Raw genomic sequence first — 13,156 nt, 5'->3', positions numbered from 1 at the left:
CGCCGGGGCGGCCCGGCGAGGGGCCGCGGCGGCGGCCGTCGCGGCGGCCCGAGCGGGCGGAGATCTGGTGGGCCGAGGTGCCCTACGAGGACGGGCCCGGGTCGAAGGACCGGCCCTGCCTGGTCCTGTCGGTCCATGGCGACCGGGCGCGGGTCGCCAAGATCACGAGTCGTTACCACGACGAGAGGGCGGGGGTCATTCCGCTGCCGCCCGGGTCGGTCGGGGACGCGCACGGTCGCCCCAGCTTTCTGGAGACGGACGAGCTACGCGAGGTCCCGCTGTGGGCTTTCCGCCGCCACGTGGGGGTCGTGGACCCCGCGCTCTGGGACCAACTCAAGCACCTCTCGGACTGACGTCCGGCAGTACCCTTCAGCCCGTCCGGCACCCTCAGCCCGTCCGGCACCTTCAGCCCGTCCGGCACCCTCAGCCCGTCCGGCGTTTGAGGACAAAGGGGGCGCAGCCCCCAGGGCTGGTGACGTCACAGGCCCGGCCTGACGGCCTTGTCCTCAAACGCCGGACGGGCTGAGGTGGCGGGCCGGATCAGGCCCAAAGCTGGCCCTGGAGTGCCGCGACCGCCGCGGCCGTCGTGGGGGCCGTGTAGATCCCCGTGGAGAGGTACTTCCAGCCGCCGTCCGCGACGAGGAAGACGATGTCCGCGCTCTCGCCCGCGGCGAGGACCTTACGGCCCACCCCGACGGCCGCATGCAGCGCCGCCCCCGTGGACACCCCCGCAAAGATCCCCTCCTGCCCCAGCAGCTCCCGCGTCCGCGTGACCGCGTCCTCGCTGCCCACCGAGAACCTCGTGGTCAGCACCGACTCGTCGTACAGCTCCGGCACGAACCCCTCGTCGAGGTTCCGGAGTCCGTAGACCAGATCGTCGTAGCGCGGCTCCGCGGCCACGATCCGGATGTCCGGCTTGTGCTCGCGCAGGTAGCGGCCGACCCCCATCAGGGTCCCCGTGGTGCCGAGCCCGGCCACGAAGTGGGTGATCGAGGGCAGGTCCTCGAGGATCTCCGGACCGGTCGTGGCGTAGTGCGCACCCGCGTTGTCCGGATTGCCGTACTGGTAGAGCATCACCCAGTCCGGGTGCTCCGCGGCGAGCTCCTTGGCGACCCGTACCGCCGTGTTGGAACCGCCCGCCGCGGGCGAGGAGATGATCTCCGCGCCCCACATGGCGAGCAGCTCCCGGCGCTCGGACGAGGTGTTCTCCGGCATCACACAGACGATCCGGTAGCCCTTGAGGCGGGCCGCCATCGCCAGCGAGATGCCGGTGTTTCCGCTGGTCGGCTCGAGGATCGTGCAGCCGGCGGTGAGCCGGCCGTCCTTCTCGGCCTGCTCGATCATGTGCAGCGCGGGCCGGTCCTTGACGGAGCCGGTCGGATTGCGGTCCTCGAGCTTCGCCCAGATCCGTACGTCGTCGGACGGCGAGAGCCGCGGCAGGCGCACCAGCGGGGTGTTGCCGACCGCGGCGAGCGGGGAGTCGTAGCGCATGCTGATCAGCCGCCGGCCACGGCCGGCAGGATGGTGACGCTGTCGCCGTCGCTGACCTTCGTGGAGATCCCGTCCAGGAAGCGGACGTCCTCGTCGTTCAGGTAGACGTTCACGAAGCGGCGCAGCTTCGCGCCGTTGTCCGCGTCGATGATGCGGGCCTCGATGCCCGTGTGCCGGGTCTCGAGGTCGGCGAAGAGGGCGGCGAGCGTGTCGCCGCTGCCCTCGACGGCCTTCGCACCGTCGGTGTACTGGCGGAGGATGGTCGGGATGCGGACCTCGATGGCCATGTCTGCGGGCTCCTGTCGGAAGGGGGTCGGGAGAGGGTCGAACTCGAAAGAACGTGGAAGGCGGCTTCTCGCCGCCGTGGGCACCAAGCTGCTTCTACGGCGCGGGAGTTGCGCGGAGGGGCCCGCCGCATCCCCGGCCGTACGGCGGCAGGGGTCAGCGCGGACAGATGGCGCTGCTGAGCCTGCACAGGTCGACGTGCAGCCGCGCCACGAGCAGTGCGCCCGGCGTCTTCTCGCTCACGTCGTGGGGAACCATGCGGTCATCGTATCGATTCCCGTCCCGCTTCCCGGAATGTGATCTCACATGCCGGACGGGTGTGGTTCACCGGTCGGGACGGCGTCGTACTTGCCCAGGTATGGCACGTCCCCCGACACCCGCTGCGGCAGGTACGTGATGGTCGGCGCCCCGGTCGCCGGGTGCTCGGCGACCTCCGCGTGGACACCGTAGACCTCGGCGAGGAGCTCCGGGGTCAGCACCTCGGCGGGCGGGCCCGATGCCACGGCCCGGCCCTGCTCGAGGACGTAGAGCCGGTCGCAGTAGTACGCGGCCAGGTTCAGGTCGTGCAGCGCGAGCAGATTGGTGGTGCCGAGGCTCCGGACCAGGCCGAGGATCTCCAACTGGTAGCGGATGTCCAGGTGGTTGGTGGGTTCGTCGAGGACGAGCAGCGCGGGCTCCTGGACCAGGGCGCGGGCCACCAGGACCCGCTGGCGTTCGCCGCCGGACAGGCCCGCGAAGCGGCGGGTCGCCAGCTCCCCCGCGCCGACCCTGGACAGTGCGGCGTCCACGATGCGGTCGTCCTCGGCGGTGTCGGCCGCCCAGAAGGACTTGTGCGGGGCACGGCCCATGGCGACGATCTCCCGCACGGTGAGCTCGAAGCCGGCCGGAGTCTCCTGCGGGACGGTCGCGAGCCGCCGGGCCCGTCGCTTCGCGCCGATCGCGTGCAGGTCGTCACCGTCGAGCAGGGCACGGCCGCCGGTCGGGGTGAGGGTTCCGTAGATGCAGCGGAGCAGGGTGGTCTTGCCGCTGCCGTTGGGGCCGACCAGACCGACCGTCTCGCCGGGTGCGGCCTGCAGGGACACCGCGTCGACCAGGGTGCGGCCGGCCGTGCGGTAGCTGAGTTCCTCGGTCCTGAGCATCAGTCGCGGTTTCCCTCGGAGGCGGGGCCGCGGTGCAGCAGCCACAGGAAGAACGGTCCGCCGGTGAGCGCCGTGAGCACCCCGACCGGGATGTCCTGGGGCGCGGCGACGGTACGGGCGGCGAGATCGGCGAGCACCAGGAACACCGCGCCCATCAGCGCACACACCGGAAGCAGCCGGCGGTGCACGGCACCCACGAACATCCGCGCCGCGTGCGGCACCATCAGACCGACGAAGCCGATGGCCCCGCTGTACGCCACGAGCAGCCCGGTGAGCAGCGAGGTGAGGACGAAGACGGCGGCCCGGAAGCGCGCCGTGTCGAGCCCGAGCACGGTGGCGCCCTCCTCGCCGACGAGCAGCAGATCGAGCGGCCGGGCCAGGGTGATCAGCAGCGCGACACCGACGGCGAGGGCCGCGGCAGGCACGAGCAGGATGTCCCAGCGGGCCGCGCCGAGCCCGCCGAGTGTCCAGTACAGGACGTCCCTGAGGTGTTCGGCACGGGCCGAGGTCACCAGCATCAGGCTGGTCAGGGCGGACAGGATGTACGCGACGGCGACTCCCGCGAGGATCAGCCGGCTTGTGGTCAGCACGCCGCCCTTGCGGGCCAGTGTGTAGACGAGCACGAGCGAGCCGAGGGCGCCCGCGAACGAGGCGACCGGCACCAGGACGGTGGTCGCAAGCCCGGTGCCGAGGCCGAACACGATGGCCGCGACGGCGCCCGTGGAGGCGCCGGAGGAGACGCCGAGCAGGAACGGGTCGGCGAGCTGGTTGCGCACCAGGGCCTGCAGCACCGCTCCGACCACCGCGAGCCCGGCCCCGACGACCGCGCCGAGCAGCACCCTCGGCAGGCGTACGTCGAGCACGATGGTGCGCAGCGGGGATGCCTCGGCCCGGCCGGTGAGGATGTCCACGACCTGTCCGGGCGGGACCCGCACCGAGCCGAGCGCAAGGCCGGCGACCACGGCCACCGCCAAGGCGGCGGCGAGCACGACGAGGATCAGCGGTGTGCGGACCCTGCGGGCCGCCTCGGCCACGGGCCCCCGTACGGCCACGGCCGGTGAAGTCCCCGTCTCCTTGAGCGAGTTGCTCACTTCGCGGCGTCCGGGTGCAGCTGCTCGGCCAGCTTCCGCACCGCGGCCGGTGCCCGTACGCCGAGCACGGCGTCGGAGAGCGGGAGCACCGCGAACCGCTTGTTCTTGATCGCCGGCACGTCGGCGAGGGCCGGGTCCTCGAGCAGCCGCTTCTTCTTCTGGGCGACTGTGGTGCCGCCGTAGTCGTAGATCACCACGACCTCGGGCGCCCGCTCCACGACGTTCTCCCAGGAGGCGTCGCCGAAGGGCTTGTCGAGGTCGGCGAAGACGTTGCGGCCGCCGGCCCTGGTGATGATCTCGTTGCCGATGCCGGTGCCGCCCGCGGTGAAGGCGGTCTTGTCGCCGCTGTCGTAGACGAAGACGTCGAGCGGGTCGGTGTCGCCGAGCTTCTCCTTCGTCGCCGCGGTCTCGGCCTTCGCCTCCTCGATCCAGCGCTCGGCGCGCTCCGGTACGCCGAAGGTCCGGCCGGCCTCACGGACCTCGCGGTGCACGTCGGCCATGGTGACGGCGCCCTCGGTGCAGCCCTCGATGTTCAGGCGGCTGTCGATGCCGGACTTCTTCAGGGCGGCCCTGCTGCGTCCGGCGCCGGCCTCGAAGGCGCTGGTGTAGCCGCCGTACACGAAGTCGGGGTCGACCGAGAGGAGCTTCTCCTGGCTGGGGTACTCGTCCGCGATCACCGGCCGGGACTTGTAGGCCTTCGCGTACTCGGGCAGGACCTTGTCGTCGAGGTAGGCGGTGCCCACCAGGCGGTCTTCCAGGCCGAGTTCGAGCATGATCTCGGTGACGTGCTGGTTCATGGTGACGACGCGCTCCGGCGGGGCGTCGAAGGTGGTCCTGACACCACAGTTCTCGACGGTGTACGGGAAGCCTTCGGCCTGGGCCGCGGGCTTCTTCGCCGCGTCGTCGTCCGGGGAGCCGCAGGCGGCCAGCGGGACGAGCAGGGCTATGGCGGTGAGTGTGCGCGCACGGGGACGCCAGGACACGGCGGTGCCTCCTCGGGGGGATTTCCACGTCCCCTCATCGGTGGGAGAAGGCGGCAGGGCAGTTCCTGACTTCCCGGCGGTCCGCCCGGATGGGGCGCGCGCCGGTCACAGTGGCGGGACCGTGCCGGATTCGCACCGGCTTCCTGGGTCCTGCCGCCTCGTTTTCACCGCTCAGTATGCCGTGGCCGGAAACGTCCCGGTCACCGGGCCGGGGCGGCTCAGCCCGCCACCTCGACCTCTTCCTCGGTGACCTCGCCCTCGACGATGCGGAAGGAGCGGAACTGGAAGGGAGTCGTGCCGTCGGTGGCATCGGTGTCGGCCGTGGAGACCAGGACGTAGTGCGCGCCCGGCTCGTTGGCGTACGTGATGTCCGTGCGCGAGGGGTATGCCTCGGTGGCCGTGTGCGAGTGATAGATGACCACCGGCTCCTCGTCCCGGTCGTCCATCTCGCGGTACAGCTTGAGGAGATCGCCCGAGTCGAACTCGTAGAACGTGGGCGAGCGGGCCGCGTTCAGCATCGGAATGAAGCGTTCGGGACGGCCGGATCCGGCCGGGCCCGCGATGACGCCGCAGGCCTCGTCGGGGTGGTCCGCGCGCGCGTGGGCGACGATCCGGTCGTACAGGTCCCGGGTGATGGTCAGCATGCCCAGAGAATAGGCAGGTGGTCCCCGGATCCGAGATACGGGGACCACCTGTCGAGACGCCTGCGTCCGGGGAGCGGGCTCCCGTACGGGGCGTTGCGGCCGTCAGGCCTTGTCGCCGGCCTGCGCACGCTCGCCGATGTGCGGGTTGCGGGCCTTGAGCACCCGGTACGAGACGACCAGGATCAGGGCCCACAGGGGCGCGCAGTACAGCGCGTTGCGGGCGGTCGAGTCGATGCCCATCAGGACGATCACCAGGCCGATGAAGCCGAGTGCGAACCAGCTGGTGAAGGGCGCACCCGGGGCCTTGAAGGAGGACTCGGGCAGCTCACCGCGGGCGACCGCGCGACGGAACCTGAGCTGGCTGCAGAGGATCATGATCCAGGCCCACATGCCGGAGATCGTGGCGAAGGAGACGACGTAGTTGAACGCCTCGCCCGGCCACTGGTAGTTGATCCAGACGCCGAACATCATCAGCGCCGCAGAGAAGGTGGTGCCGATGAGCGGGATGCCGCGGGCGCTGAGCCGCGTGAAGATCTTCGGCCCCTGGCCGTTGAGCGCCAGGTCGCGCAGCATCCGGCCGGTGGAGTACATGCCGGAGTTGCAGGAGGACAGGGCGGCGGTGAGCACCACGAAGTTCACGATGGCGGCGCCGACGCCGAGGCCCATCTGCTCAAAGGCCTTCACGAAGGGCGAGACACCGTCGCTGAAGACGGTCCACGGCACCACGGAGAGGATCATGATCAGGGCGCCGACGTAGAAGACGGCGATACGCCACGGCACGGTGTTGATCGCCTTGGGGAGCACCGTCTTGGGGTCCTTGGACTCGCCCGCGGTCACACCGACCAGCTCCACGGCGAGGAAGGCGAACATCACGATCTGCAGCGTCATCAGGGTGCCGCCGAGCCCCTTGGGGAAGAAGCCGCCCTGATCCCAGAGCATCGAGACGGACGCGGTGTCACCGGCGTCCGAGAAGCCGATGGTGAGGACTCCGGCGCAGATGAGGATCATGCCGAGGATCGCGGTGACCTTGACCATCGAGAACCAGAATTCGATCTCGCCGAAGAGCTTCACCGAGATCAGGTTCGCGCCGTACAGAATGATCGTGAAGACGAGCGCGGACAGCCATTGGGGAATGTCCCACCAGTACGTCATGTACGTGGCCGCCGCGGTGACTTCGGTGATTCCGGTGACGACCCAGAAGAGCCAGTACGTCCAGCCGGTGACGAATCCCGCGAAGGGGCCGATGAATTCACGGGCGTATTCGGCGAAGGACCCGGAGACCGGGCGGTACATGAGCAGTTCGCCGAGTGCTCGCATGATGAAGAAGATGACCAGGCCCGCGATGGCGTAGGCCAGGATGAGACTCGGGCCGGCCTTGGAGATCGCCTTGCCCGCGCCGAGGAAGAGGCCGGTGCCGATGGCTCCGCCGATGGCGATCATCTGGATCTGGCGGGCACCGAGGCCACGCTGATATCCCTCGCCCGACGTTTCCGCGGACGGTCCGGCCGCTTTGCCGTCGTCGTTCTTCTCGACCTGCAGAGAGGTCATGTAGTGCGCCTTTCTCCATGCCGGTCCGGGCCACGTGGGCCGGGATCGGCAGCAACGTCCTTGGCGATCCCCCCCGGATGCGGATGGAACGTGCCTGCCGGCGGTCCGCCGGTTCGGGCGCACCCGGGAGACAGGGGTGGCGTCCCGCCGGGTGATCGAGAACTTCTATCACGCACCGATGGACCGACCGGTCACGCAAATGCGACCCATCGCACAGGAAGAAGGGGACAAATTTCTCCTGCGGCACCAAAGGAAGCCGGCAAGGGCTGTCCCCTTTGGTGGGATCGTTATCCGGATTTGAGTGTCCGTTGAGCGAACCGCGGTCGGGTGTCGGGGCGCGCACGACGAGGCCCGCCCGCGCCTGGTGCGCGGACGGGCCTCGTGCGGTGGACGGTGAGTCGCCCGGGGCTCAGCCCTTGATCTGGGCGCCCTCCGACTCGGCATCCTCGTCGGGCAGCCCGGCCCTCCTGCGGCTCACGACGTCGAGGAACGACTTGAGCTCCCGCTTGACCACCGGGGCCAGCAGATAGAGGCCGATGATGTTGAAGACGGCGAGCATGAAGAGCACCGCGTCAGCCAGGTCGAACAGCGTCTGCAGGGTGAGCAGCGAGCCGAGCACACAGCCGAGGGAGTACAGGGCCTTGTAGGAGAACTCGCTGACCCGGCTGCGGCCGAAGAGGAACGTCCAGGCCTTGAGCCCGTAGTAGCCCCAGGTGAGCACGGTCGAGAAGGCGAAGAGCAGGACCGCGACGGTCAGGACGTACGGGAACCACGGCAGTACGGTCTCGAAGGCGTCGGACGTGACGGTGACGCCCTGCACCTCCTCGCCGACCTTCCAGCTGGCGGGCTGGGCGATGACGATGGTCAGCGCGGTCATCGTGCAGATGATCACCGTGTCGATGAACGGCTCGAGCAGGGCGACCAAGCCCTCGCTCGCGGGGTGCTTCGTCTTCACCGCGGAGTGCGCGATCGGTGCGGAACCGAGGCCGGCCTCGTTGGAGAACGCGGCACGCTTGAAGCCGACGATCAAGGCGCCGATCACACCGCCGGCGACGCCCTCGGGAGCGAAGGCCCCCTCGATGATCTTGACGACCGCGTCGGGTACGGCGGTGATGTTCACGAGGATGACGATCAGGCAGGCCACCACGTAGATGCCGGCCATCGCCGGGACGAGGCGGCTGGTGACGGAGGCGATGGAGCGGATGCCGCCGATGAGCACGATGCCGACGAGGGCGGCGATCAGGATGCCGAAGAAGAGCGCGCCGCCGGAGGATCCGAGCAGGCCGTCCGCACCGCCGGTGACGGAGGCCAGCTGCTCGTAACTCTGGTTGACCTGCAGCAGGTTGCCGCCGAACAGACCGAAGAAGAGGATCATCACCGAGGCCGCGACGGCGAGCACCTTGCCGAGCTTGCGGCCGCTTTCACCGAACCGCTCGGTCAGGCCCTTGGGCAGATAGTGCATCGGACCGCCGGAGACGGTGCCGTCCGCGTGCACGGTGCGGTACTTCACGCCGAGGGTGACCTCGACGAACTTGGTCGCCATGCCGAGGAGCCCGCAGAGGATCATCCAGAACGTGGCACCGGCGCCACCGATGCTGACGGCCACCGCGACACCGGCGATGTTCCCGAGACCCACGGTGCCGGACACCGCCGCCGTGAGCGCCTGGAAGTGGTTGACCTCGCCCGGTGATCCTTTTTCGTCGAACTTGCCGCGGACCACGTCCAGCGCGAGGCGGAACTTGCCGAGCTGGATGAAGCCGAAGTAGGCGGTGAACGCGATGCCGGCGATCGCCAGCCACGCCACGATGAGCGGGAGTTCCGTACCGGCGACCGGGACGGCGTAGAACACGACGTCGGAGAGGGCTTCGGTCACCGGCTCGAAAAAGCCGTTGACGGCGGAGTCCACCGAGTCGGTGAAGGATTCGAATGACATCTGGTACCTCGGGCGCAGGACTGCCGTGGTGCTCGGGGCAGTGGCGGGGGGCTTCTTGAGCGAACGCCGTTGTCCGATCGGCGACTTGAGGGACCGGGACCTGGACGGGGACCGGTGACTCCTCGGGTCTGCATGCGTCGTGCGTCATGTGATGCGCCTGGCGATGCGCCAGGTTCCCGACCCTGCGAGGGGTGGTGCCGAGCCGGGAGTTGCCGATTTTTACCACGCGTTGACCGACGGCTCGAGTGGCACACGCCACATATAAAGCACCGAAAAGCCCCTGAGCTGCACGTAAGCACGCTGGGCGTGACGCGATCGTTATCCGGATCTGAGCGTCCGTTGAGCGAACAGCTTCCGGGACGATCCGGGATGTTCAGGGCAGCAGTGTCTCGACCAGAGTTTCCTGCAGCCCGCCCAGCCACAGGTACGCCATCACCATCGGCTTGCGTTCGTCGGAGTCCGGCAGCCGGTAGAGCAGGTCGGTGTCCTCGTCGTCGATCACGTCGAGGCGGGCGGCGATGGCGAGGCGGAGGTCGTTGAGCGCGCCGAGCCATTCGCGGGACTCGTCCGGAGAGAGCTTGAGGACGGCGCCGCCCTCGCCCTCGATGCTGAGCGCGTCGAGGGTGCGCACCACGGTGAGTGCCTTCTCGCGCTTGCCGGCCCGCAGGTCGTTCTCCGTGAAGCGCCTGAACTCGGCGGAGAACTCCTTGAGTTGGTCGTCGGGGACGGCTTCCGGATCGCCGTAGGCGTCGGGGAAGAGGCGCTGCAGGACGGGGTCGCTCGGCGGCTCGCTCGGGCCCTCGGCGAAGAGTTCGGCCAGCGGGTCGTCCGCGGCCTCACCGCCGGGCCCGGGTCCGATCAGCTCGAGGAGCTGGACGGAGAGGGAGCGCAGGATGGAGATCTCGACCTCGTCGAGGGCGACGGCGGCGCCACCGCCGGGCAGGGGTTCGAACTGGCCCGGCATCAGGTGCGGTCCTGGCTCAGCGTCGCCCAGAGGCCGTACCCGTGCATGGCCTGCACATCCCGCTCCATCTCCTCGCGCGTGCCGCTGGACACGATCGCACGGCCCTTGTGGTGAACGTCGAGCATCAGTTTGTGCGCCTTGTCCTTCGAATAGCCGAAGTAGCTCTGGAAGACATACGTCACATAGCTCATCAGGTTGACGGGGTCGTTGTGCACGATCGTGACCCAGGGGACGTCCGGCTCGGTGACGGCGGACACGTCCTGAGCCGCCTCGGGCTGACCGGTCTCTACGGGGGTCACATCGGGAGCCACACTCACTTGCCCCATGCTGCCACCCGGGAGGGCCGGGCGCATAAACGGAAGGCTGACTTCCGCACGCACGAGGGCCATTTTGTGGGGCAGGCGGGCCCTGCGGGGCCGCTCACGACCCACCCGCACCCAGAAATCGTCAAACTGACGAGATGGGGGTAGTATCCCCGTCATGAACACTGCGGACCTACGGCTGCCGGTGGACGTTCCCTCGACAGCACTCTTCACGGACCACTACGAACTGACGATGCTGCAGGCCGCCCTGAAGGGCGGAACCGCCGAGCGGCGCTCGGTGTTCGAGGTCTTCACCCGGCGGCTGCCGGAGGGGCGGCGGTACGGCGTCGTCGCCGGCACCGGCCGAGTCCTGGACGCCATCGAGAGCTTCCGCTTCGACACCCGCGAGCTGAACTTCCTGCACGAGCGCGGCGTGGTCGACGAACCGACCCTGCAGTGGCTCGCCGACTACCGCTTCCGCGGCGACATCTGGGGCTACCCGGAGGGCGAGGTCTACTTCCCCGGCTCGCCCGTGCTGCGCGTCGAGGGCTCCTTCGCCGAGTGCGTCCTGCTCGAGACCGTGATCCTCTCGATCCTCAACCACGACTCGGCGATCGCCGCCGCGGCCTCCCGGATGGCCTCGGCCGCCGGCGAGCGGCCACTGATCGAGATGGGCGCCCGGCGCACCCACGAACTGGCCGCGGTGGCCGCATCCCGGGCCGCCTACGTCGGCGGCTTCACCACCACCTCGGACCTCGCCGCCGGGTTCCGTTACGACATCCCCACGGTCGGCACCTCGGCGCACGCCTTCACCCTGCTGCACGACAACGAACGCGACGCCTTCACCGCCCAGGTCGACTCGCTCGGCCGCGGCACCACGCTTCTCGTCGACACCTACGACGTCGCCGAGGCCGTCCGTACCGCGGTGGAGGTGGCCGGACCCGAGCTCGGCGCCGTGCGCATCGACTCCGGCGACCTCCTCCTGGTCGCCCACCGGGTACGGCAGCAGCTCGACGAACTGGGCGCGCGGAACACCAGGATCGTGGTCACATCGGACCTCGACGAGTACGCCATCGCCTCCCTGGCGGCCGCCCCGGTGGACGCGTACGGGGTCGGCACCCAGCTCGTCACCGGCAGCGGGCACCCGACCTGCTCGATGGTCTACAAGCTGGTGGCCCGGGCGCGCTCGGCGGAGCCGGACGCCCCGCTCGAGCCGGTGGCCAAGAAATCGCTCGGCGCGAAGACCTCCAAGGGCGGCCGCAAATGGGCGGCCCGCAGGCCGGACGCGGACGGCCACGCGGAGGCCGAGGTGATCGGCACCGGACCCGTCCCCGAGGAGCTCGCCCCGCACCAGCTGCTCGTCGAGCTCGTCCGGCGCGGCGAAGTGGTGGCCCGCGAACCACTGGACACGGTGCGCGCCCGGCATGCCGAGGCCCGCGCCAAGCTGCCGCTCTCCGCGACCCAGCTGTCCCGTGGAGAGGCCGTCATCCCTACGGAATACGTCTGACCGCTCCCCCTCCACGAAGGGGGGTCGTTCCGGCCGCTCGAGCGCCCGGATCGCGCATCCCCACCAGGTACCGGACACTCCGATGGCAAAATCGTGCACCCTTGAACGAATACGCATGAACACCCGACGAGCGGGAATGCAACGGCTGCTCACCGTCCGGCCCGAACCACCCGTCCCCCAGCCGAAGGAAAGGCATCATGCGTCGCGCCCTGATCGTCGTCGATGTGCAGAACGACTTCTGCGAGGGCGGCAGCCTCGCGGTCTCCGGCGGTGCCGACGTGGCTGCCGCGATCACCGAACTGGTGGGCCAGTCCGCCGGCGCCGGATACCAGCACGTGGTGGCGACCCGTGATCACCATGTGGACCCCGGGGACCACTTCTCGGACAATCCTGACTATCGGCGCAGCTGGCCGCGGCACTGTGTGGCCGGGACCGAGGGCGTCGGCTTCCATCCCAATTTCGCCCCGGCCGTCGCCTCCGGCGCCATCGACGCCGTCTTCGACAAGGGCGCCTACTCCGCCGCGTACAGCGGCTTCGAGGGCGCCGACGAGAACGGCACGGCGCTCGCCGACTGGCTGCGCGGCCACGAGGTCACCGAGGTCGACGTCGTGGGCATCGCCACCGACCACTGCGTACGCGCCACCGCCCTGGACGCGGCCCGCGAGGGCTTCCGCACCCACGTGCTGCTCGACCTGACCGCGGGGGTCTCCGAGGAGTCCACCGACGCGGCCCTGGACGAGCTGCGCACGGCGGGCGTGGAGCTCACCGGGAAGCCGGTCGTCTGAGGCTCGCGCAGCGGCACAGGCCCGTCCGCCCCCGAGGCGGCGGGCCTCAGGCCGGCCGGGCCGGCCTCAGCAGCGCCCGGATCGGGTGCCAGAGCTCCTCGGCGCGGTCCGGAGCGGTGCGCCATATGAGCCCGTCGGGATGGTGGAGCACCGCCGTGATCTCGTCCGGAGTCGGTGGCTCCGTGTTACCCCGCAGATACACCGCGCGCAGGCCCAGATTCCTGATCCGGGTCAGCGCCCGGGCCCGATTGCCCGCGTGCACCAGCACCCGGACCGTGCCGCCGGCCGGGCCGGCCGCCGGGTCGGGCAGCGACAGAGCGACCACCACCGTGCCGTTCGGCAGCTTGCTGAAGCCTCCTCCAGCCATCCCGATTCACACCCCCGTGAGACGTAGCGTCAATAAGAAATCCACAGCACGCACCTAAACACGATTGGCCGCGACCCGCTAGAGGGTCGCGGCCAATCACGCTCTGACCTGCAGTTT

The 13,156-nt window shown here is 69.7% G+C and carries 15 protein-coding genes and 1 riboswitch; of the genes, 3 read left to right on the top strand and 12 right to left on the bottom strand.

Annotated elements, in window-relative coordinates; translation table 11 throughout:
• Positions 1 to 353: type II toxin-antitoxin system PemK/MazF family toxin (locus DY218_RS33300; RefSeq protein WP_233522029.1), on the top strand; the 353-nt coding region annotated here is incomplete at its 5' end.
• Positions 354 to 540: 187 nt separating this feature from the next.
• Here the strand turns inward: DY218_RS33300 and DY218_RS33290 are convergent.
• The 11 genes from DY218_RS33290 to clpS all read right to left on the bottom strand — a co-directional run bounded on the left by DY218_RS33290 (position 541) and on the right by clpS (position 10,404).
• Positions 541 to 1,491, bottom strand: coding sequence for a PLP-dependent cysteine synthase family protein (locus tag DY218_RS33290; RefSeq protein WP_128559917.1), 951 nt, complete (start codon positions 1,489 to 1,491; stop codon positions 541 to 543).
• Between the two features lie 5 nt (positions 1,492 to 1,496).
• Positions 1,497 to 1,778, bottom strand: coding sequence for a MoaD/ThiS family protein (locus DY218_RS33285; protein WP_128559916.1), 282 nt, complete (start codon positions 1,776 to 1,778; stop codon positions 1,497 to 1,499).
• Positions 1,779 to 1,932: 154 nt separating this feature from the next.
• The gene (locus DY218_RS35755) at positions 1,933 to 2,034 is read right to left on the bottom strand and encodes a putative leader peptide (protein WP_325052041.1); all 102 of its coding nucleotides are present in this window, start codon (positions 2,032 to 2,034) and stop codon (positions 1,933 to 1,935) included.
• A gap of 44 nt (positions 2,035 to 2,078) precedes the next feature.
• Positions 2,079 to 2,915, bottom strand: a complete 837-nt coding sequence (locus DY218_RS33275; RefSeq protein ID WP_128559914.1) for an ABC transporter ATP-binding protein — start codon at positions 2,913 to 2,915, stop codon at positions 2,079 to 2,081.
• Positions 2,915 to 3,916, bottom strand: coding sequence for a FecCD family ABC transporter permease (locus tag DY218_RS33270; RefSeq protein ID WP_407703718.1), 1,002 nt, complete (start codon positions 3,914 to 3,916; stop codon positions 2,915 to 2,917). The genes DY218_RS33275 and DY218_RS33270 overlap by 1 nt, the downstream gene beginning before the upstream one ends.
• Positions 3,917 to 4,002: 86 nt before the next feature.
• Positions 4,003 to 4,989: an ABC transporter substrate-binding protein gene (locus DY218_RS33265; RefSeq protein WP_233522028.1), complete on the bottom strand. Its 987-nt coding sequence runs from the start codon at positions 4,987 to 4,989 to the stop codon at positions 4,003 to 4,005.
• A 39-nt stretch (positions 4,990 to 5,028) separates the two neighbouring features.
• Positions 5,029 to 5,158: riboswitch (cobalamin riboswitch) on the bottom strand.
• A gap of 49 nt (positions 5,159 to 5,207) precedes the next feature.
• Positions 5,208 to 5,633, bottom strand: coding sequence for a Mov34/MPN/PAD-1 family protein (locus DY218_RS33260; protein ID WP_128559913.1), 426 nt, complete (start codon positions 5,631 to 5,633; stop codon positions 5,208 to 5,210).
• A 102-nt stretch (positions 5,634 to 5,735) separates the two neighbouring features.
• The gene (locus tag DY218_RS33255; protein WP_128559912.1) at positions 5,736 to 7,181 is read right to left on the bottom strand and encodes an amino acid permease; all 1,446 of its coding nucleotides are present in this window, start codon (positions 7,179 to 7,181) and stop codon (positions 5,736 to 5,738) included.
• 409 nt (positions 7,182 to 7,590) lie between these two features.
• Entirely contained in the window at positions 7,591 to 9,114 is a 1,524-nt protein-coding gene (locus DY218_RS33250; RefSeq protein ID WP_128559911.1) for an alanine/glycine:cation symporter family protein, read from the bottom strand.
• Between the two features lie 373 nt (positions 9,115 to 9,487).
• Positions 9,488 to 10,078, bottom strand: coding sequence for a DUF2017 domain-containing protein (locus DY218_RS33245; protein WP_128559910.1), 591 nt, complete (start codon positions 10,076 to 10,078; stop codon positions 9,488 to 9,490).
• The gene (clpS, locus tag DY218_RS33240; RefSeq protein ID WP_128559909.1) at positions 10,078 to 10,404 is read right to left on the bottom strand and encodes an ATP-dependent Clp protease adapter ClpS; all 327 of its coding nucleotides are present in this window, start codon (positions 10,402 to 10,404) and stop codon (positions 10,078 to 10,080) included. The genes DY218_RS33245 and clpS overlap by 1 nt, the downstream gene beginning before the upstream one ends.
• 154 nt (positions 10,405 to 10,558) lie before the next feature.
• Between clpS and DY218_RS33235 the strand changes: the two genes are divergently transcribed.
• Both DY218_RS33235 and DY218_RS33230 read left to right on the top strand, forming a co-directional pair.
• Entirely contained in the window at positions 10,559 to 11,887 is a 1,329-nt protein-coding gene (locus DY218_RS33235; protein ID WP_128559908.1) for a nicotinate phosphoribosyltransferase, read from the top strand.
• Positions 11,888 to 12,084: 197 nt separating this feature from the next.
• The gene (locus tag DY218_RS33230) at positions 12,085 to 12,672 is read left to right on the top strand and encodes a nicotinamidase (RefSeq protein ID WP_128559907.1); all 588 of its coding nucleotides are present in this window, start codon (positions 12,085 to 12,087) and stop codon (positions 12,670 to 12,672) included.
• A gap of 46 nt (positions 12,673 to 12,718) precedes the next feature.
• On the opposite strand, the gene DY218_RS33225 is transcribed toward DY218_RS33230, so the two are convergent.
• The gene (locus tag DY218_RS33225) at positions 12,719 to 13,039 is read right to left on the bottom strand and encodes a hypothetical protein (RefSeq protein ID WP_128559906.1); all 321 of its coding nucleotides are present in this window, start codon (positions 13,037 to 13,039) and stop codon (positions 12,719 to 12,721) included.
• Positions 13,040 to 13,156 lie beyond the last annotated feature (117 nt).

The organism is Streptomyces triticagri (assembly GCF_003429565.1).
In the GTDB taxonomy this organism is placed as follows: Bacteria; Actinomycetota; Actinomycetes; order Streptomycetales; family Streptomycetaceae; genus Streptomyces; species Streptomyces triticagri.
Note: the sequence above shows the minus strand (reverse complement) of the source record. Positions and strands in the feature narration are given on the sequence as shown.

Excerpts from the sequence above, each read along its gene's own strand:
- DY218_RS33290 (WP_128559917.1), bottom strand. The coding sequence starts at position 1,491 with ATGCGCTACGACTCCCCGCTCGCCGCGGTCGGCAACACCCCGCTGGTG.
- DY218_RS33285 (WP_128559916.1), bottom strand. The coding sequence starts at position 1,778 with ATGGCCATCGAGGTCCGCATCCCGACCATCCTCCGCCAGTACACCGAC.
- DY218_RS35755 (WP_325052041.1), bottom strand. The coding sequence starts at position 2,034 with ATGGTTCCCCACGACGTGAGCGAGAAGACGCCGGGCGCACTGCTCGTG.
- DY218_RS33275 (WP_128559914.1), bottom strand. The coding sequence starts at position 2,915 with ATGCTCAGGACCGAGGAACTCAGCTACCGCACGGCCGGCCGCACCCTG.
- DY218_RS33260 (WP_128559913.1), bottom strand. The coding sequence starts at position 5,633 with ATGCTGACCATCACCCGGGACCTGTACGACCGGATCGTCGCCCACGCG.
- DY218_RS33255 (WP_128559912.1), bottom strand. The coding sequence starts at position 7,181 with ATGACCTCTCTGCAGGTCGAGAAGAACGACGACGGCAAAGCGGCCGGA.
- DY218_RS33250 (WP_128559911.1), bottom strand. The coding sequence starts at position 9,114 with ATGTCATTCGAATCCTTCACCGACTCGGTGGACTCCGCCGTCAACGGC.
- DY218_RS33245 (WP_128559910.1), bottom strand. The coding sequence starts at position 10,078 with ATGCCGGGCCAGTTCGAACCCCTGCCCGGCGGTGGCGCCGCCGTCGCC.
- clpS (WP_128559909.1), bottom strand. The coding sequence starts at position 10,404 with ATGGGGCAAGTGAGTGTGGCTCCCGATGTGACCCCCGTAGAGACCGGT.
- DY218_RS33235 (WP_128559908.1), top strand. The coding sequence starts at position 10,559 with ATGAACACTGCGGACCTACGGCTGCCGGTGGACGTTCCCTCGACAGCA.
- DY218_RS33230 (WP_128559907.1), top strand. The coding sequence starts at position 12,085 with ATGCGTCGCGCCCTGATCGTCGTCGATGTGCAGAACGACTTCTGCGAG.
- DY218_RS33225 (WP_128559906.1), bottom strand. The coding sequence starts at position 13,039 with ATGGCTGGAGGAGGCTTCAGCAAGCTGCCGAACGGCACGGTGGTGGTC.